Source organism: Halomonas getboli, from assembly GCF_023094245.1.
Lineage (GTDB): Bacteria > Pseudomonadota > Gammaproteobacteria > Pseudomonadales > Halomonadaceae > Halomonas > Halomonas getboli.
The window spans coordinates 898592-916178 of record NZ_JALMEW010000001.1; the positions used below are offsets into that span (position 1 = coordinate 898592).

A 17587-nucleotide genomic window follows, 5' to 3' on the forward strand; every position below is an offset into this window, starting at 1 on the left:
CAGACGGCCGGATGGCCCACAGCGCTGGGCACCCATGCCACGATCCATTAGCATTGACGCCTACACGCTTTGTTCAAGGAGACCAACGGCATGTCGACCCTCAGGGGCGTCGTCAGCCTGCTGCTGCTGACCCTCAACACCCTGTTCTGGGCGGTGCCGCTGATCGCGCTCACCCTGCTCAAGCTGATCACCCCGGGCCGCCCGCTGCGGCGCCGGGTGCTGCGCTGGCTCAACGGCGTGGCCCTGGGCTGGGTCGACGTCAACCTGTGGTGGATTCGCCACTGGATTCGCCCCGACCTGCGTACCGAGCTGCCGGACGGGCTCAGCCGCGACGAATGGTGGCTGGTGCTGTCCAACCATCGCAGCTGGACCGATATCTTCGCGCTGTTCCTGGCCCTGCACCGCCGGCTGCCGATGCCGCACTTCTTCGTCAAGCGCCAGCTGATCTGGATCCCGGTGGTCGGGCTGGCCTTCTGGGCGCTGGAGTTCCCGATGCTACGCCGCCTGACCCGCGAACAGCGCGAACGCCATCCGCACCTGGCCCGCCGCGATCGGGAGGCCACCGAGCGCATGTGCGAGCACGCCCGCGAGCGGCCGATCGCCATCTACAACTTCGTCGAAGGCACCCGTTTCACTCCGGCCAAGCACGCCGCCCGCCACAGCCCCTATCGGCATCTGCTGCCGCCCCGCGCCGGCGGCATCGCCCAAGTGCTGGGCCTGCTCGGCGACCGGCTGGGCGGCATTCTCGACGTGACCCTGCGCTACTCGCGCCCCGAGCCCCGCTTCTGGGACTTCCTCTGCGGCCGCGAGGGCAGCATCCATCTGAGCGCCCGTCGGCTGACGGTGCCCGAGTGGATGACCCAGGGCGACTATCACCAGGACCCCGCCTACAAGGAACGCTTCCACACATGGCTCAACGCCCAGTGGCAGGCCAAGGACGCCGCCCTCGATACGCCCTGACCCTTATCGCGCTGCTGCTCCTCCTGCTGACCGGCTGCGCCGGCCCCGGCGGGATGCGCAGTTCACCAGCCGGCCATTGGGTCACCATCCAGCGCGGCGACACCCTGGGCGAGATCGCCCGGCGGGCCGACGTGCCACTGGTGCGCCTTCGTCGCTTCAACCCCGGCGTGGATCCGCGCGGGCTGGCCGTGGGCCAGCGCATCCTGGTGCCCAGCCGCCAGGAGCGCGCGCCCTCCGGCGGCCCCTATCGCTACCAGATCCGCCCCGGTGACACCTACAGCGCCATCGCCCGGCGCTTCGGCACGTCACCGGTCAGCATCGCCGCAGCCAACTCGGGCGTCAGCCCCACCGACCTGAAGATCGGCCAGCTGGTCTCGGTGCCGCTGCACGGCGGCGCGAGCGCGTCCTCGAGCCATCGCCGCACGACCTCGTCGTCTTCGCGCTCCGTATCGGTGCCCGACCCGGGCCCGATGCCGAGCAGTGCCCGTGGCTGGCCCTGGCCGCTGGACAAGTATCGGGTCGCCCGTGCCTTCGGCAAGGACAGTCGCGGCACCCTGCAGCCCATGCTGCTGGCCACCGACCAGGGGGCCCGCGCCAAGGCCGTGGCCGACGGCGAGGTACGCTTCGCCGACAGCATGCGCCAGCTCGGCCGGGTGGTGATCGTGCACCATGCGGACAACCTGCAGAGCGTTTACGCCCTGTGCGACACCCTGCTGGTGGACAGCGGCACCCGGGTCAACCAGGGCACGCCGCTGTGCACCGTGAGCCGGCACGCCTCCACCGGGCGCTATGACCTGCTGTTCGACATGCGACACGGCGGCAAGCCCATCGATCCGCGCACCGTGCTGCGCTGAGCCGATCCGCTCCGACACTGTCATCGCGGCGTCATGACGATGTCGCGGTGCTGTCACCCCTCCAGGCCATCCTGAATCGTCAACGGGGCCACTCCGGCCGCCGACGTCACGAGGATGGACATGCGCATCTGCCTGGTCAGCGAAACCTGGACGCCGGACATCAACGGCGTGGCCCACACCCTGGCCCAGCTCAGCGGCCAGCTGCGGAAACGCGGCGTCTCGCTGCAGCTGGTGCGCCCGCGCCCCGCCGACGGCGAGCATCGCGCCGAGGGCATGGACAGCGAACTCCAGGTGCGCGGCGCCTCCGTGCCGGGCTACCGCGAGGTGCGCCTTGGCTTTCCCGCCGGCGGCCGCATCCGTCGACTGTGGCAGGCCGAGCGCCCCGACGTCGTCTACGTGGCCACCGAGGGCCCGCTCGGCTGGTCGGCGCTGGCCGCCGCCGAGAAGCTGGGCATCCCGGTGGTCAGCGGCTGGCACACCAACTTCGATCACTACTGCCGCGACTACGGCGTCGACTGGCTGCGCCCGCTGGTCACCCAGCGCCTGCGCCGCTTCCACAACCGCTGCGGCGCCACCCTGGTGCCGACCCATGCCCAGGCTCGCGACCTCGGCCAGCGCGGCTTCGAGCGGGTCAAGGTCATGGCGCGCGGCATCGACGGCGAGCGTTTCTCGCCGGCCCATCGCGACCCGACCCTGCGCGAGCAGTGGGGCGCCGACGAGCATCGTCCGGTAGCGCTGTACGTCGGCCGCCTGGCACCGGAGAAGAACCTCGACCTGCTGCGAGATACCTTCGCCGCCATGCTCGACGCCCACCCCGGCCTCACGCTGGTGGTGGTCGGCGACGGCCCCGGCCGCACCAACCTGGAGCGTGCCCTGCCCCAGGCCCACTTCGCCGGTTTCGTGTCGCCGGATGACCTGATCCGCTACTACGCCAGCGCCGACCTGTTCGTCTTCCCGTCGATCTCCGAGACCTGGGGCAACGTGCTGCTCGAGGCCATGGCCAGCGGCCTGGCCACCGTCGCCTTCCGCCACGCCGCCGGCGCGGAGCTGATCGAGGACGACGTCAACGGCGTGCAGCTGGCGGTCGGCGACGAAGCTGGCTTCCGCGACGCTGCGGTGGCGCTGTGCCAGCAGCCGGCTCGCTACGGCCGCCTCGGCCGCGCCGCTCGCCAGCGTGCCCTCGGCTATCGCTGGCCCGCCATCACCGATGACTTTCTCGCCGCCCTGACCCACGCCCGGGAGATGTCCGATGAAACCTCGCGCCCCTGCCGTGTTTGACCGCCTGGATACGCTCGAATGGCACCTCTGCCAGCGCCTGGCCGGATTCAGCATCCACCGCCCCTGGCTGTGGTCGCTGCGCCTGGCCAGCAAGGCCGGCGACTGGCCGATCTGGGTGGTGCTGATCGCCGCCCAGCCCTGGCTGCACGACCGCGACGAGGGCTCGCGTCTGGCACTGCACTACACGCTGACCGCGCTGGTGGCACTCGCCTTCTACCGGCTGGTGAAGACGCGGCTGTGCCGCGAGCGTCCCTTCATCACCTTCGCCACCATCGCCTGCCAGGAGCCGGCGCGGGATCGCTACAGCTTCCCCAGCGGCCACACCATGCACGCGGTGCTGTTCTGCACCCTGTCCGCCGCCCACTCGCCCTGGCTGCTGCCGGCGCTGATCCCGGTGGCAGCGCTGATCGCGGTCTCGCGGGTCGGCCTCGGCCTGCACTACATCAGCGACGTCATCGCCGGTGCGGCCATTGGCTATGCCATGGCGCTGACGAGCCTGGCGCTGGCTTCCTGACACCAGGGCTGTCACCCTGAGACATGGACCTGTTTTCTCCCGCCGCCAATGACGACGAGTGCCTGCTCGACCAGCCGCCGCTGCATCGCTTCGCCCGTCTGCTGGGCACCGATGCCGCCGACGCGGCACTCGCCAGGCTCGACCGCGAGCTCGACTGGCAGCGCCCGACGCTGCGACTCTATGGACGCGACCACCCGATTCCCCGCCGCCAGGTGTGGATGGGCGACGCCGCCTACCGGTACTCGGGCCGTGACTTCGCGCCGGATCCCTGGCATCCCACGGTCTTGATCATCCGTGACGCCGCCGTCGCACGACTGGCCACCGCGGGCTACGACACTCGCTTCAACAGCGTATTGCTCAACCGCTACGCCGATGGCGACGAGCGCATGGGCTGGCACTGTGACAACGAGCCGGAGCTGGGCGCGGCGCCATTGATCGCCGCCGTCAGCCTCGGCGCCGACCGCCCGCTGCGCTTCCGCTGGAAGGACCGCCGCGCCCCGGCCTTCAACGTCGGCCAACCCCACGACGGCCTGCTGCTGATGGGCCCAGGCGTGCAGGCCGACCTCGAACATGCCCTGCTGCCCAGGCGCGGCCACGGGCTGCGCATCAGCCTCACGTTTCGCTGGGTGCTGGACGACTGACGGCTCCACCACCTCGCACCTCGCACCTCGCACCTCGCACCTCGCACCTCGCACCTCGCACCTCGCGATTCTCCCTCACCGACATACAAAAACGGCCACCCCTTCCGGGATGGCCGTCGATGTTGCGGCGGGCTCGGCCGAAGACCGGAGATAACGGTATAAGATCAGCCGCGATAGTAGCCTGGCGCCACGAAGGGCATCTTGCTGACCACCATCGGCAGACGCTTGCCGCGAACCTCGGCGAAGACCGTGGTGCCGACCTCGGCCCGCTCAATGGTCACATAGCCCATCGCCACCGGCTTGCCAACGCTGGGGCCGAAGCCGCCGGACGTCACCAAGCCGATGGCGTTGCCTTCATCGTCGAACAGCTCGGCGCCCTCGCGCACCGGGGCGCGCCCCTCGCCGAGCAGGCCCACGCGCTTGCGGCGATGATCTTTCTCGGCCACCTGATGCAGGATCAGATCGGCGCCGGGGAAGCCGCCGGCCCGTTCGCCGCCGCGGCGGCGCGGCTTGCCGATGGCCCAGATCAGCCCGCCCTCCACCGGCGTGGTGGCGGTGTCGATGTCGTGGCCGTAGAGGCACAGCCCGGCCTCGAGACGCAGCGAATCTCGCGCCCCCAGACCGATGGGCTCGACCTCTTCCTCGGCCAGCAGGCGACGCGCCAGGGCCTCGGCGTCCTCGGCGGCCACCGAGATCTCGAAGCCATCCTCGCCGGTGTAGCCGCTGCGGCTGACCCAGGTCTCGATACCGTCGAGGGTGAACCGGCCATGCTGCATGAACACCATCTTGCAGGCCTCGGGGCACAGCCGGCGCATGACGTCGGCCGCCTTCGGCCCCTGCAACGCCAGCAGGCCGCGGTCGAGCACCTCGACCTCGTGGCCGCTCAGGCCGCGACGCAGATGCGCGATGTCCTGCTCCTTGCAGGCCGCGTTGACGACCAGATAAAGGTGATCGCCACCGTTGACGATCATCAGATCGTCGAGGATGCCGCCTTCCTCGGAGGTGAACAGCCCGTAGCGCTGCTGCCCTTCGGCCAGTCCGACCAGATCGGCGGGCACCAGGGTCTCCAGCGCCACGGCCGGCTCGGGGCCGCGCACCAGCACCTGGCCCATGTGCGAGACATCGAACAGACCGCAGGCCTGGCGAGTGTGCTCATGTTCCTTTTTCACCCCCAGCCCGTACTGCACCGGCATGCTGTAGCCGGCAAAGGGCACCATCTTGGCGCCCAGTTCGAGATGGAGATCGTGAAGCGGTGTCTGGTGTTGTTCGTTCATCGCAGTGGTATCACTCTCAGAGTCGAGCGCGGAGCGGCCGGGCCGCCCCACGCGGAGGCTGGTTTACTTGTTGAGGTCTTCGCCCGGCAGCACGTCCTTGCCGTCGAAGTAGTCGCGGGTCAGCTTGAACACCACCGGCGACAGCAGCGCCAGAGCGATCAGGTTCGGGATCGCCATCATGGCGTTGAACACGCTGGCCAGCAGCCACACGAAGCCGAGCGGCAGCACCGAGCCAACGAAGATCGCCAGGATGTAGATCACCCGGTAGAACTTGATCGCGCCCACGCCGAACAGGTACTCGAAGCACTTCTCGCCGTAGAAGGCCCAGCCGAGGATGGTGGTGAAGGCGAACACCGCCAGGGCGAAGGACACCACGTACTGGCCGATACCCGGCAGTGCCTCGTTGAACGACAGCGTGGTCAGGGCCGCGCCGGTCTCGCCGGAGGTCCAGCCGGTGGTGAGGATCGCCAGCGCGGTGATCGAGCACACCACGATGGTGTCGATGAAGGTGCCGAGCATGGCGATCAGGCCCTGGCGGACCGGGTTCTTGGTCTGCGCCGCCGCGTGGGCGATCGGCGCGCTGCCGAGGCCGGCCTCGTTGGAGAACACGCCGCGGGCGACACCGAACTGGATCGCCTTGGCCACGGCCGCGCCGGCGAAGCCGCCCGCCGCGGAGATCGGCGTGAAGGCGTGGCCGAAGATCAGGCCCAAGGCGTGGCCAATCTGGTCGGCATTGATGATCAGCACCAACAGGCCGCAGACGATGTAGGCCACGGCCATGATCGGCACCAGCTTGCCCGCCACCTTGGCGATGCGCTTGATGCCGCCGAGGATGACCGCGCCGGCCAGCACCATGATCACCAGGCCGGTGATCCAGTGCGGCAGGCCGAGGGATTGCCCCAGGCCGTCGGCCACCGAGTTGGACTGCACGGTGTTGCCGATGCCGAAGGCCGCCACGGCGCCGAACAGCGCGAAGGCGCCGCCCATCCAGGCCCACTTCTGGCCCAGGCCGTTGCGGATGTAGTACATCGGGCCGCCGACGTGATCGCCGGCCTCGTCGACCTGGCGATAGCGCACGGCCAGCACCGCCTCGGAGAACTTGGTGGCCATGCCCACCAGGGCGGTGATCCACATCCAGAACACCGCGCCCGGGCCGCCAAGGAAGATGGCGGTGGCCACGCCGGCGATGTTACCGGTGCCGATGGTCGCGGACAGTGAGGTCATCAGCGCGTTGAACGGCGACACCTCGCCTTCGCCTTCCTCACCCTTCTCGGTGCTTCGCCCCTGCCACAGCAGCTTGAAGCCCATGCCCAGCTTGCGGATGGGCATCACCTTCAGACCGGCCTGCAGATAGAGGCCGACCCCGAGCAGCAGCACCAGCATCAGAGGGCCCCATACGACCCCCTCGATGGCCGACAGAAAATTGGTCAAGGTTTCCACGTCTTGTCTCCCTAGAGATTGTTGTTATGCACCAACGTGCATGGTCTTGCGGGCGGGTGATACCAAGGATGATACGAACTCGCGTACCATAGCGGATCATTCCGTTGGGGCTCCAGTCTCCTATAGGAAAATATGGCGATTGCGTCGAGCGACAGCATGAAGCTTAGCCGACATCGCTTCGGGCGAGGCGCGGCGACAGCCCCCTGCCGTCCCGGGAGCCGCAAAGAAAGAAATTTTTTTCTTATCGGAAACGCCGGCCACTCTAGCCGCCCGTCATCCCCCTCGCAAGCCCCTAGGCACCACGCTACGAACGCCCGCCAGGCGGTGGCATGTCAGCTCGAGCGGCCGCAAACGGGCAGGAAGTCTCCCGTCCGCCTACGCTGTGAGAGGCGCCACGCACCGCGCCGCGCAGAGCCCCGTACGACCCCAGGCTTTCCGGGGCTCGCCAAATGTCGTCGGGGGCGTTAGGATGCCCCTGCGTCTGAAACCTTTTTCGTATAGGAAAACGTCATGAGTGCTATCCCCGCCAACCTGCGCTACGCCGAAAGCCACGAGTGGATCCTGGACAACGGCGACGGCACGGTGACCATCGGCATCACCGACCATGCCCAGCAGTCCCTCGGCGACGTGGTCTTCGTCGAGCTGCCCGAGGTGGGCGCCGCCCTGGCCAAGGGCGACGAGTTCGGCGTGGTCGAGTCGGTCAAGGCCGCCTCCGACCTCTACGCCCCGCTGTCCGGCGAGGTGATCGCGGTCAACGAGGAGCTCGAGGACGCCCCCGAAACCCTGAACGAATCCCCCTACGAGGACGGCTGGATCCTGAAGCTGCGCCTCGAAGAAGCCGGTGCTCTCGACGAGCTGCTGGACGCCGACGCCTACCAGGCGCTGGCCGACGCCGAGGACTGATCCGACCCCGTCGGTCCCGGCGGCGGGGCATCGCGCCAAGGCCACCCCTCGCGCCATGCCCCGCGCCCCCTTTCCCTTTTCCCTGCCCGCATCGGGCGCGACCGCAATAGGGTATTCCATGGCTTTCGAACAACGCCGACTGGCCGAACTGGCCAACCATGACGCCTTCCTCCGTCGCCACAACGGCCCGGAGGCCTCCGACGTGGCCACCATGCTGGACACTCTGGGCATGGACAGCCTGGCCAGCCTGCTCGAACGTACCCTCCCCGCCGGCATCCGCCTGGGGCGCGAGCTGGAACTGGACCCGCCGCGCAGCGAAGCCGAAGCCCTGGACTACCTTCATCGCCTGGCCCGCCAGAACCGCGTGGCCAGGAGCTACATCGGGCAGGGTTACTACGACACCCACCTGCCGGCGGTCATCCAGCGCAACGTGCTGGAGAACCCGGGCTGGTACACCGCCTATACCCCGTATCAGCCGGAGATCTCCCAGGGTCGCCTGGAAGGCCTGCTGAACTTCCAGCAGATGGTCATGGACCTCACCGGCATGAGCCTGGCCAACGCCTCGCTGCTGGATGAGGCCACCGCCGCCGCCGAAGCCATGGCGCTGTGCCGGCGCGCCAACAAGAAGGCCAAGACCAACGCCTTCTTCGTCGCCGACGACGTCTTCCCGCAGACCCTGGACGTGGTACGCACCCGCGCTCACTACTTCGACTTCGAGCTGATCGTCGCCCCGGCCGCGGAAGTGGCCGAACACGACGTCTTCGGCGCCCTGCTGCAGTACCCGGGCGACGGCGGCCGCGTCCACGATCTGGCGCCGCTGATGGAGGCCGCCAAGACCAAGGGCATCATGACCTGCGTGGCCGCCGACATCCTGTCGCTGGTGCTGCTCAAGGAACCGGGTGCCATGGGCGCCGACATGGTGGTCGGCTCCGCCCAGCGCTTCGGCGTGCCGATGGGCTTCGGCGGGCCGCACGCCGCCTTCTTCGCCACCACCGACAAGCTCAAGCGCTCGATCCCGGGCCGCATCATCGGCGTCTCGAAGGACAGCCGCGGCGAGACCGCGCTGCGCATGGCCATGCAGACCCGCGAGCAGCACATCCGTCGCGAGAAGGCCACTTCCAACATCTGCACCGCCCAGGCGCTGCTGGCCAACATCGCCGGCTTCTACGCCGTCTATCACGGCGCCGAGGGCCTGCGCACCATCGCCGGCCGCGTACATCGTCTGACCACCATCCTGGCCGAGGCCCTGACCCGCGGCGGCGTGAGCCTGGCCCACGACAGCTGGTTCGACACCCTGCGCCTGACCGGCGTCGACGCGCGCAAGATCCACGGCCGCGCCATGGCCCACGACGTCAACCTGCGCTACTTCGACAACGGCGACGTCGGCGTCAGCCTCGACGAGACCACCACCGCCCACGATCTGGACCTGCTGTTCGACGTGCTGCTCGACGCCGAGCACGGCCAGTCCGTGGCCTCGCTCGACGCCGAGATCGTCGAGGCCGGCAAGAGCGGCATCCCGGCGGGCAGCGAGCGCGAGTCCGACTTCCTGACCCATCCGACCTTCCGTCGCTACCACAGCGAGACGGAGATGCTGCGCTACCTCAAGCGCCTGGAGAACAAGGACCTGTCGCTGGCCCACGCCATGATCCCGCTGGGCTCGTGCACCATGAAGCTCAACGCCACCAGCGAGATGATCCCCATCACCTGGCCGGAGCTGGCGCGCATCCACCCCTTCGCGCCCAAGGACCAGGTGGCCGGCTACCAGCAGATCATCGACGAGCTGGCCGACTTCCTGGTGGAAATCACCGGCTACGACCACATCTCCATGCAGCCGAACTCCGGCGCCCAGGGCGAGTACGCCGGCCTGGTGGCGATCCGCCGCTATCAGCAGGCCGAGGGCCAGGGCCATCGCGACGTCTGCCTGATCCCGAGCTCCGCCCACGGCACCAACCCGGCGTCCGCCGCCATGGCCCACATGAAGGTCGTGGTGGTGGAGTGCGACGACGACGGCAACATCGATCTCGCCGACCTGCGCGACAAGGCCGAGCAGCACGCCGATTCGCTGTCGGCGATCATGCTCACCTACCCGTCCACCCACGGCGTGTTCGAGGAAGGCGTGCGCGAGGCCTGCGACATCGTCCACGGCCACGGCGGCCAGGTGTACATCGACGGCGCCAACATGAACGCCCAGGTCGGCCTGGCCCGTCCCGGCGACTTCGGCGGCGACGTCAGCCACCTGAACCTGCACAAGACCTTCTGCATTCCCCATGGTGGCGGCGGCCCGGGCATGGGCCCGATCGGCGTCAAAGCACACCTGGCGCCCTACGTGTCCAACCACGTGGTGCGCCCGCTGGACGGCGTCGAGGCCGGCAGCGGCGCGGTGGCGGCGGCGCCCTTCGGCAGCGCCTCGATCCTGCCGATCTCCTGGGCCTACATCAAGATGATGGGCGCCCGCGGCCTGCGCGAGGCCACCGAGCTGGCCATCCTCGGCGCCAACTACATCGCCGCCCGCCTCGGCGAGCACTATCCGGTGCTCTACAAGGGCGCCAAAGGCACCGTGGCCCACGAATGCATCATCGACATCCGCCCGCTCAAGGCCGACTCCGGCATCAGCGAGGAGGACATCGCCAAGCGCCTGATGGACTATGGCTTCCACGCCCCGACCATGTCCTTCCCGGTGCCCGGCACGCTGATGATCGAGCCGACGGAATCCGAGTCGCTTTACGAGCTCGACCGCTTCTGCGACGCCATGATCGCGATCCGCGAGGAAGTGGCCAAGGTCGAGGCCGACGAGTGGCCCGCCGACAACAACCCGCTGGTCAACGCGCCACACACCATGGCCGACCTGATGGACGCCGGCTGGGAGCGCCCCTACTCCCGCGAGCTGGGCGCCTTCCCCTCCGAGGCGGTCAAGGCGGCCAAGTACTGGCCGACCGTCAACCGGGTCGACAACGTGCTCGGCGACCGTCAGCTGATCTGCTCCTGCCCGAGCATCGACGCCTATCGCGAGTGATCTCGTACGGATGACCGCACGCAAAGCGCCCCGCCATTCGGCGGGGCGCTGTCGTTTGCGGGGATATCACATAAGAGGATGGGACCTGCGGGGCCCGCGGTCAGCGGCGCTAGACGTCAGCCGAGCGACCCGCCGGCACCTCGCCCAGGTCGGCCGAACCGGCGTCGCCGTGGCCATAGCGCTCGTGATGCCGATGCTCGCGGAAGGCCTCCAGCAGGCGGGTGTAGCGCCGCGGCATGCGCATGCCGCGACGGGTCACCAGGTAGAGCGTTTCCTGCACCGGGTGCGGCAGCGACAGCTCCCGCACCTGGCGCTGCCAGGGCGAGGTCTCGAGCACCAGCCGCGAGACCACGGTAAAGCCCAGGCCGCGGGCCACGGCGTCGAGCACCATGCTGACCTCGTTGGTGAAGCCCTGGCGCGGAAAGTGACTCATGGAGCGGAACTCGCCGGGGAAGTTCTGGCGCAGGAGTCCACCGGCGCGATTGACGCCGTCCGCGTAGCCGATGAAGCCCAGCGCCATCAGATCGGCCAGGCCGGTGCCGGTGAAGTCCGCCGGCACCACCAGGCACAGCGGCTCCTGATGCCAGGCCTCGCACTCGAGCTCGGGGTGACGCACCGCCTCGGTGACGATGCCCAGGTCATGGCGGCCGGCCTGCACGTCGGTGACGATCTCGTGATTGAAGGCGAAGCTGTAGCTCACCGTCAGCCCCGGATGCATCTGCTGCTGGCCGAGGATGAAGGGATAGAACATCAGCCCCACGCTGCCCGGCGAGGCGATGCGGCACTCACCGCTGTCGAGGCTCTCGTCGTCCAGCGAGTGGCGAAACTGTTCGTGCTCGGCAAACAGCTTGAGGGCGTAATCGTAGGCGCGGCGACCGGCCTCGGTCAGCACGAAGCGACGGCCCTGGCGGTCGAGCAGCGACTTGTCGAGGTAGCGCTCCAGCTTGCGGATATGCTGGCTGACCCCGGGCTGGGTCATCTCCAGACGCTGGGCGGTCCGAGTGAAGCTGCCGGTCTCGACGAGCGTGATGAAGGTGCGGAAATACAGGGCGTTGAACATGGCGAGGGGCATCTTGACCAGGGGAGCCGAGCGTCAACATTCTACCAGCTCACCCCGAAGCGCGCAGCGCTGCGCCTCCGGCGGGGGCGTGGTAGCATCGAAGCAGGCGGCATCGAGCCGTCATTCAGGCGCGATCCGACGCGCCGGCAAGCGAAGGCCAGGCACGCTCGGACACCGCCGCTCCCTTTCCAGTGACACGGACGCGCTGCATGGCCAATACCATTTCCAGCATCATCTCCCCGGAAGGCAGCCTCGAGATCCTCTCCCAGCACGAGGTCAACCGGCTGCACGACACCTCCCGCAGCGGGCTCCACGGGCTCCTGCGCAGCTGCGCCCTGGCCGTGCTGAATTCCGGCAATCCGACCGACGACGGCCTGGCGCTGATGGAGACCTACCCCGATTTCGACATCGAGATCATCCAGCAGGACCGCGGCGTGCGCCTCAAGCTGACCAATGCCCCGGCGGAGGCCTTCGTCGACGGCAAGATGATCCGCGGCATCCGCGAGCACCTGTCCTCGGTGCTGCGCGACATCGTCTACGTCTACAACGAGATCCAGTCAGGCGATCGTTTCGACCTGACCACCGGCGAAGGCACCACCAACGCCGTCTTCCATATCCTGCGCAAGGCCGGCACCCTGCACCCCAGCCGCGACCCGAGCATGGTGGTGTGCTGGGGCGGCCACTCGATCTCCCGCGAGGAATACGACTACACCAAGCACGTCGGCTACCACCTGGGACTGCGCGAGCTGGACATCTGCACCGGCTGCGGCCCTGGCGCCATGAAGGGACCGATGAAGGGTGCCAACGTGGCCCACGCCAAGCAGCGCCGCGCCGAGGGCCGCTACCTGGGCGTCTCCGAGCCCGGCATCATCGCCGCCGAGGCGCCCAATCCGATCGTCAACGAACTGGTGGTGATGCCGGACATCGAAAAGCGCCTCGAAGCCTTCGTGCGCCTGGGCCACGGCATCATCGTGTTCCCCGGCGGGGTCGGCACCGCCGAGGAGATCCTCTATCTGCTCGGCATCCTGCTGCACCCGGACAACGCCGACATGGAGCTGCCGGTGATCCTCACCGGCCCCGCCGACGCCGCCGACTACTTCAAGCGCATCGACGAGTTCCTGGTCTATACCCTCGGGGAATCCGTGCGCCGGCTCTACGACATCATCATCGACGATCCGGTCGAGGTGGCGCGCACCATGCGCAAGGGGATCGATAGCGTCACCGAATACCGCCGCAGCCGTCAGGACGCCTTCTATTACAACTGGCGCCTGACCGTGGCCCGCGACTTCCAGGCACCCTTCGACCCGACCCACGAGGCCATGGCCGGCCTGGCCCTGCATCGCGAGCAGCCGGTGCACGAGCTGGCCGCCAACCTGCGCCGGGCCTTCTCCGGCATCGTCGCCGGCAACGTCAAGGAGCGCGGCATCCGGCTGATCGAGGCCCACGGCCCCTTCCGCCTCAACGCCGAACCGGAGCTGATGGCGAGGCTCGACGAACTGCTGAACTCCTTCGTCGCCCAGGGACGGATGAAGCTGGCCGGCGAGTACAAGCCCTGCTATACGCTGGGCTGAGTGAGGGGTGAGGGGTGAGGAGTTATCGAGCAGTGGGGCGAGGCGTTGAACGACGAGCCCTGCCGCCCCTCTCGCCTCACCCCTTGCGCCTTACCCCTTACTTGCTGACCACCGGCCTGATCCAGATGCCCAGCGCATGCAGCAGCAGCCCCAGGGTCGTGCCATGGGAGGCCAGCAGCGCCAAGCCGCTCCAGCCGGCGACGAGCCCCTGCCAGGCCGCCATCGCCACCAGGCCGACGATCAAGCAGATCAGCAGCCGGCGCAGCAGCGCCGGCAGCCTGGCGCGGGCTTCGGCGGCCAGCAGCCGCCACTGGGCCAGCGCCACGCCGAGCACCGCCACGATGGCGAGCGCCAGCAGGGTCAGGCGGGTGTGGTGGCCGCCGACCAGGTAGCGCGGCAGGGTCGCCGCCATCATCGCCGCCAGCCCGACCAGCAGACTGAGCCGCTCCGGGCTCGAGGTCGCGCCCATCAGGTCACCTTCAGCTGCTGGGTGGCGATCCACTCCTCGACCCATGGCACGGCCGCGTCGTCGGCCATGAAGGTCTCCATGGCGTCGATCTCGAGGCGCTCGCCCAGGCGCGTGGCGCCCTGCCCCTGCAGCCGTTCGTCCAGGGCGCGACCGGCGCCGCAGAAGGAGTCGACGTAGGAGCCATCGCCCAGCGCGATCATGCCATAGCGCAGCTCGGTGAGCCCGGGGCTCTGGGCCTCAAGTTCGCGCACGAAGGGCACCAGGTTGCCGGGCACGTCGCCGCTGCCGGTGGTGGACACGCAGAACAGCGCCAGATCGGTGGGCGTATCGATCAGATCGGCCAGGGTCGGCTGGTCGAAGATCTCGACCTCGTAGCCGGCGCCCTCGAACAGCGGTTGGACCTGCTCGGCCACATCCAGGGCACCGCCGTACATGGTGCCGACGAAAATCTTGAGCTTGGGCATGGACATGTCTTGGATTTGCCTGAGAAATTCGCTCGGATTTTAACACGGCCCCGGCCACGGTCGCATCTTCGCCCCTCCCCTAGCCTGGTGAGTATCAATAAGATGGAATGACTTTCCATATAAAAGGAGCCCGCCATGACCCAGACCTTCGAAGCCTGGATCACCCCCCTGATGATCGGCGGCCTGATGCTGTTCATGTGCTTCATCATCTGGGATCTGGCCAGGCAGTCGAAGGCCGGTCGTTTCGGCACCCTGATGTTGTTCGTGGTGCTCGGTGCCGGCATGCTGGGCTACGTGCTCAAGGTGGTCATCACCTGGTGGCTGGAAAGGGGCGCATTCTAGCGGCCGTACCGACAGGCATAAAAAAGCCGACGCCACCCCGGGGGATGGCGTCGGCATGTCGCATGAAGGAGGCCTGGTCAGCCCTCCTCGGGATGGTACTCCTCGACCTGCGTCTTGAGCTTCTGCCCCGGCCGGAAGGTCACCACCCGCCGGGCGGAGATCGGAATCTCCTCTCCCGTCTTGGGGTTACGGCCCGGCCGCTCGCTCTTGTCCCTGAGGTCGAAGTTCCCGAAGCCCGACAGCTTGACCTGCTCGTTCTCGCGCAGGCAGGCGCGGATCTCCTCGAAGAAGGCTTCCACCATGGACTTGGCCTCACGCTTGGAGAGACCGAGGTCGGCGTGCAGATGTTCGGCCAGTTCGGCCTTGGTCAACGCCCCCATGTCGCTTCCCTCTCGCTGCTGGTCGAGCCCGGAATCCCTCATGCGCGAAGCTCGGCGCCCAGATGCAGCCGCGACTCCTCGACGATGGCATCGACCAAGTGGTTGATTTCCTCGTCATTTAGCGTGCGCGAAGGATGCTGCCAGGTCAAGCCCAGGGCGACGCTCTTGCGACCCTCGGCCACACCCTTGCCCTGATAGACGTCGAACAGGCGCGCCTCCACCAGCCATTCGCCGGCCTGGGCGTGGACGGTGTCGAGCAGCGCCTGGACCGGGCACTCGGCGTCGACCAGAAAGGCCAGGTCGCGACGCACCTCGGGATAGCGCGACAGCGGCGCGAAGGCCGGCACCTGCCCCTGTGTCAGCGCCTCGAGGCGAACCTCGAACAGCACCGCATCGACCTTGAGGCCCAGCTCGGCGCGCACCGCCGGGTGCAGAGTGCCGATCCAGCCGGCCTCCTCGCCGCGGTACAGCACCCGTGCGCTCTGGCCGGGATGCAGGGCCGGATGTTCGGCCGGCTCGAAGCGCCAGGCCTCGGGCTCGCCGCCCATGGCCAGCAGCGTCTCCAGGTCGCCTTTCAGATCGAAGAAGTCGACCTTGTCCTTGCCGCCGCTCCAGCCTTCCGGCTCGCGGGCGCCGCAGACCAGGGCACCGAGCATCGGCACCTGATGCAGGCCATCGAGCTCGCCGCGGAACACCAGGCCGGTCTCGAACAGCCGTACCCGGGTCTGCTGGCGATTGAGATTGTGCTGCAGCGCACGCACCAGGCCCGGGAACAGGCTCGCCCGCATTACCGAGAGATCGCTGGAGATCGGGTTGGCCAGCGCCGGGGAGACCGACTCGGGCAGCAGCGTGGACTGCAGCTCGGGCGCGACGAAGCTGTAGGTCACCGCCTCGAAGTAGCCGCGCGCGACCATCTGGTTGCGCAGGCGGGACAGCGGCGTGCGCGCCTCGTGATCGGGCTCGAGGCCCAGGCGCGCCTGGGGACGACGCACCGGCAGGCGGTTGTAGCCGTGGATGCGTGCCACTTCCTCGATCAGGTCTTCCTCGATGGCCAGATCGAAGCGCCAGCTCGGAATGCGCGCCTGCCAGCCGGCCTCGACGCTCTCGACCGCGAGGCCGAGGCGCTCGAGGATCTCGCCGACTTCCTCGCCGTCGAGCACCTTGTCCAGCGCCTGGTCCAGGCGCTCGCGGCGCAGCAGCACCTCGCGATCGCCGGGCAGGCGTTCGGCGTCGACCACCTCGACCAGCGGGCCGGGCTCGCCGCCGACGATCTCCAGCAGCAGCGCGGTGGCACGCTCGGCGGCCTCGCGGGCCAGCGCCGGGTCCACGCCGCGCTCGAAGCGGTGAGAGGCGTCGGTGTGCAGGCCATAGGAGCGAGCCTGACCGGCCACCGCCAGCGGCGAGAAGTGCGCCGCCTCGAGGAAGATGTCGCGGGTCTCGGCATTGACGCCGGAGTGCTCGCCGCCCATCACGCCGGCGATGGCCAGCGGGCCGCGCTCGTCGGCGATCACTAGGGTGCTGTCGACCAGGGTGATCTCCTGGCCATCGAGCAGCACCAGCCGTTCACCCTCGCGGGCGCGACGCACCACCACGGCCTCGCTGAGGTTGGCGCGGTCGAAGGCGTGCAGCGGCTGGCCGAGCTCGAGCATCACGTAGTTGGTGACGTCGACCACCGGGTCGATGGCGCGAATGCCGCTGCGACGCAGGCGCTCGACCATCCACAGCGGCGTCTCGGCGGTCACGTCGACGCCCTTGATCACACGGCCCAGATAGCGCGGGCAGCCGTCAGCATCCTCGACGCGCACCGGGAAGGTCTCGTCGTGGCTCGCTGCCACCGGCGCGATGGCCGGGCCTTCGACCGGCAGGCGGTTGAGCACGCCGACCTCGCGGGCCATGCCCTTGACGCTCAGGCAGTCGCCGCGGTTGGGGGTCAGGTCGACCTCGATGGTATGGTCGTCGAGGCCGAGGTAGCCGCGCACGCCCTCGCCCACCGGCGCCGCGGCCGGCAGCACCAGGATGCCCGCCGAGGCGTCCTCTTCCATGCCCAGCTCGGAGGCGGAGCAGATCATGCCGCGGGACTCGACGCCGCGCAGCTTGGCCTTCTTGATCTTGAAGTCACCCGGCAGCACCGCCCCGACTCGGGCGAAGGGCACCTTCTGGCCCACGTCGACATTGGGCGCGCCGCACACGACCTGAACGCGCTCGCCGCTGCCGTCCTCGACCTGGCAGACATTGAGCTTGTCGGCGTCGGGATGCTGTTCGCGGGCGACGACCTCGGCCACCACCACATCGCTGAACTCGGCCGCCACCGGCTCGATGGCATCGACCTCGAGGCCGGCCATGGTGACCTGGTCGGCCAGTGCCTGGGTCGCCAGCGCCGGGGAGACCCATTCACGCAGCCACTGTTCGGAAAATTTCATGTCG

The 17587-nt window shown here is 68.5% G+C and carries 16 protein-coding genes; 9 read left to right on the forward strand and 7 right to left on the reverse strand.

Features of this window, described 5'->3' with window-relative positions; genetic code table 11:
- Positions 1-90: 90 nt before the first annotated feature.
- From MYL53_RS04325 to MYL53_RS04345, 5 genes are all read left to right on the forward strand, one after another.
- Positions 91-960, forward strand: coding sequence for a 1-acylglycerol-3-phosphate O-acyltransferase, YihG family (locus tag MYL53_RS04325; RefSeq protein ID WP_247852184.1), 870 nt, complete (start codon positions 91-93; stop codon positions 958-960).
- Positions 909-1814, forward strand: a complete 906-nt coding sequence (locus tag MYL53_RS04330; protein ID WP_247852185.1) for a LysM peptidoglycan-binding domain-containing protein — start codon at positions 909-911, stop codon at positions 1812-1814. The genes MYL53_RS04325 and MYL53_RS04330 overlap by 52 nt, the downstream gene beginning before the upstream one ends.
- 120 nt (positions 1815-1934) lie before the next feature.
- Positions 1935-3092, forward strand: a complete 1158-nt coding sequence (locus MYL53_RS04335) for a glycosyltransferase family 4 protein (RefSeq protein ID WP_247852186.1) — start codon at positions 1935-1937, stop codon at positions 3090-3092.
- Positions 3064-3606, forward strand: a complete 543-nt coding sequence (locus MYL53_RS04340) for a phosphatase PAP2 family protein (protein ID WP_247852187.1) — start codon at positions 3064-3066, stop codon at positions 3604-3606. The genes MYL53_RS04335 and MYL53_RS04340 overlap by 29 nt, the downstream gene beginning before the upstream one ends.
- Positions 3607-3629: 23 nt before the next feature.
- Positions 3630-4247, forward strand: a complete 618-nt coding sequence (locus MYL53_RS04345) for an alpha-ketoglutarate-dependent dioxygenase AlkB family protein (RefSeq protein ID WP_247852188.1) — start codon at positions 3630-3632, stop codon at positions 4245-4247.
- 164 nt (positions 4248-4411) lie between these two features.
- Here MYL53_RS04345 and gcvT read toward each other — a convergent pair whose 3' ends face one another.
- Positions 4412-5521: a glycine cleavage system aminomethyltransferase GcvT gene (gcvT, locus tag MYL53_RS04350; RefSeq protein ID WP_247852189.1), complete on the reverse strand. Its 1110-nt coding sequence runs from the start codon at positions 5519-5521 to the stop codon at positions 4412-4414.
- A 63-nt stretch (positions 5522-5584) separates the two neighbouring features.
- Complete coding sequence (locus MYL53_RS04355) at positions 5585-6961, reverse strand: alanine/glycine:cation symporter family protein (protein ID WP_247852190.1); 1377 nt, start codon at positions 6959-6961, stop codon at positions 5585-5587.
- Between the two features lie 510 nt (positions 6962-7471).
- Between MYL53_RS04355 and gcvH the strand changes: the two genes are divergently transcribed.
- Both gcvH and gcvP read left to right on the forward strand, forming a co-directional pair.
- Positions 7472-7864, forward strand: a complete 393-nt coding sequence (gene gcvH / locus MYL53_RS04360; RefSeq protein WP_247852191.1) for a glycine cleavage system protein GcvH — start codon at positions 7472-7474, stop codon at positions 7862-7864.
- A gap of 118 nt (positions 7865-7982) precedes the next feature.
- A complete protein-coding gene (gene gcvP, locus MYL53_RS04365) occupies positions 7983-10877 on the forward strand; it encodes an aminomethyl-transferring glycine dehydrogenase (protein WP_247852192.1) in 2895 nt (964 codons plus the stop codon).
- A gap of 109 nt (positions 10878-10986) precedes the next feature.
- Here the strand turns inward: gcvP and MYL53_RS04370 are convergent, their stop codons facing one another.
- Complete coding sequence (locus tag MYL53_RS04370) at positions 10987-11937, reverse strand: LysR family transcriptional regulator (RefSeq protein ID WP_247852193.1); 951 nt, start codon at positions 11935-11937, stop codon at positions 10987-10989.
- Between the two features lie 209 nt (positions 11938-12146).
- Here MYL53_RS04370 and ppnN point away from each other — a divergent pair, with 209 nt between their 5' ends.
- Complete coding sequence (ppnN, locus tag MYL53_RS04375; RefSeq protein ID WP_282103365.1) at positions 12147-13508, forward strand: nucleotide 5'-monophosphate nucleosidase PpnN; 1362 nt, start codon at positions 12147-12149, stop codon at positions 13506-13508.
- A 97-nt stretch (positions 13509-13605) separates the two neighbouring features.
- Here ppnN and MYL53_RS04380 read toward each other — a convergent pair whose 3' ends face one another.
- Together MYL53_RS04380 and MYL53_RS04385 are read right to left on the reverse strand one after the other, a co-directional pair.
- Positions 13606-13977: a hypothetical protein gene (locus tag MYL53_RS04380; protein WP_247852194.1), complete on the reverse strand. Its 372-nt coding sequence runs from the start codon at positions 13975-13977 to the stop codon at positions 13606-13608.
- A complete protein-coding gene (locus MYL53_RS04385; RefSeq protein WP_247852195.1) occupies positions 13977-14441 on the reverse strand; it encodes a flavodoxin domain-containing protein in 465 nt (154 codons plus the stop codon). The genes MYL53_RS04380 and MYL53_RS04385 overlap by 1 nt, the downstream gene beginning before the upstream one ends.
- 135 nt (positions 14442-14576) lie before the next feature.
- On the opposite strand from MYL53_RS04385, the gene MYL53_RS04390 reads away from it, so the two are divergent.
- Positions 14577-14783, forward strand: coding sequence for a DUF2788 domain-containing protein (locus MYL53_RS04390; RefSeq protein ID WP_247852196.1), 207 nt, complete (start codon positions 14577-14579; stop codon positions 14781-14783).
- A gap of 77 nt (positions 14784-14860) precedes the next feature.
- Here the strand turns inward: MYL53_RS04390 and MYL53_RS04395 are convergent, their stop codons facing one another.
- Both MYL53_RS04395 and pheT read right to left on the reverse strand, forming a co-directional pair.
- Positions 14861-15163, reverse strand: a complete 303-nt coding sequence (locus MYL53_RS04395; protein ID WP_016854833.1) for an integration host factor subunit alpha — start codon at positions 15161-15163, stop codon at positions 14861-14863.
- A gap of 38 nt (positions 15164-15201) precedes the next feature.
- Entirely contained in the window at positions 15202-17583 is a 2382-nt protein-coding gene (gene pheT / locus MYL53_RS04400) for a phenylalanine--tRNA ligase subunit beta (RefSeq protein WP_247852197.1), read from the reverse strand.
- Between the last annotated feature and the right edge of the window lie 4 nt (positions 17584-17587).

Excerpts from the sequence above, each read along its gene's own strand:
- MYL53_RS04325 (WP_247852184.1), top strand. The coding sequence starts at position 91 with ATGTCGACCCTCAGGGGCGTCGTCAGCCTGCTGCTGCTGACCCTCAAC.
- MYL53_RS04330 (WP_247852185.1), top strand. The coding sequence starts at position 909 with ATGGCTCAACGCCCAGTGGCAGGCCAAGGACGCCGCCCTCGATACGCC.
- MYL53_RS04335 (WP_247852186.1), top strand. The coding sequence starts at position 1,935 with ATGCGCATCTGCCTGGTCAGCGAAACCTGGACGCCGGACATCAACGGC.
- MYL53_RS04340 (WP_247852187.1), top strand. The coding sequence starts at position 3,064 with ATGAAACCTCGCGCCCCTGCCGTGTTTGACCGCCTGGATACGCTCGAA.
- MYL53_RS04345 (WP_247852188.1), top strand. The coding sequence starts at position 3,630 with ATGGACCTGTTTTCTCCCGCCGCCAATGACGACGAGTGCCTGCTCGAC.
- gcvT (WP_247852189.1), bottom strand. The coding sequence starts at position 5,521 with ATGAACGAACAACACCAGACACCGCTTCACGATCTCCATCTCGAACTG.
- gcvH (WP_247852191.1), top strand. The coding sequence starts at position 7,472 with ATGAGTGCTATCCCCGCCAACCTGCGCTACGCCGAAAGCCACGAGTGG.
- gcvP (WP_247852192.1), top strand. The coding sequence starts at position 7,983 with ATGGCTTTCGAACAACGCCGACTGGCCGAACTGGCCAACCATGACGCC.
- MYL53_RS04370 (WP_247852193.1), bottom strand. The coding sequence starts at position 11,937 with ATGTTCAACGCCCTGTATTTCCGCACCTTCATCACGCTCGTCGAGACC.
- ppnN (WP_282103365.1), top strand. The coding sequence starts at position 12,147 with ATGGCCAATACCATTTCCAGCATCATCTCCCCGGAAGGCAGCCTCGAG.
- MYL53_RS04380 (WP_247852194.1), bottom strand. The coding sequence starts at position 13,977 with ATGGGCGCGACCTCGAGCCCGGAGCGGCTCAGTCTGCTGGTCGGGCTG.
- MYL53_RS04385 (WP_247852195.1), bottom strand. The coding sequence starts at position 14,441 with ATGCCCAAGCTCAAGATTTTCGTCGGCACCATGTACGGCGGTGCCCTG.
- MYL53_RS04390 (WP_247852196.1), top strand. The coding sequence starts at position 14,577 with ATGACCCAGACCTTCGAAGCCTGGATCACCCCCCTGATGATCGGCGGC.
- MYL53_RS04395 (WP_016854833.1), bottom strand. The coding sequence starts at position 15,163 with ATGGGGGCGTTGACCAAGGCCGAACTGGCCGAACATCTGCACGCCGAC.
- pheT (WP_247852197.1), bottom strand. The coding sequence starts at position 17,583 with ATGAAATTTTCCGAACAGTGGCTGCGTGAATGGGTCTCCCCGGCGCTG.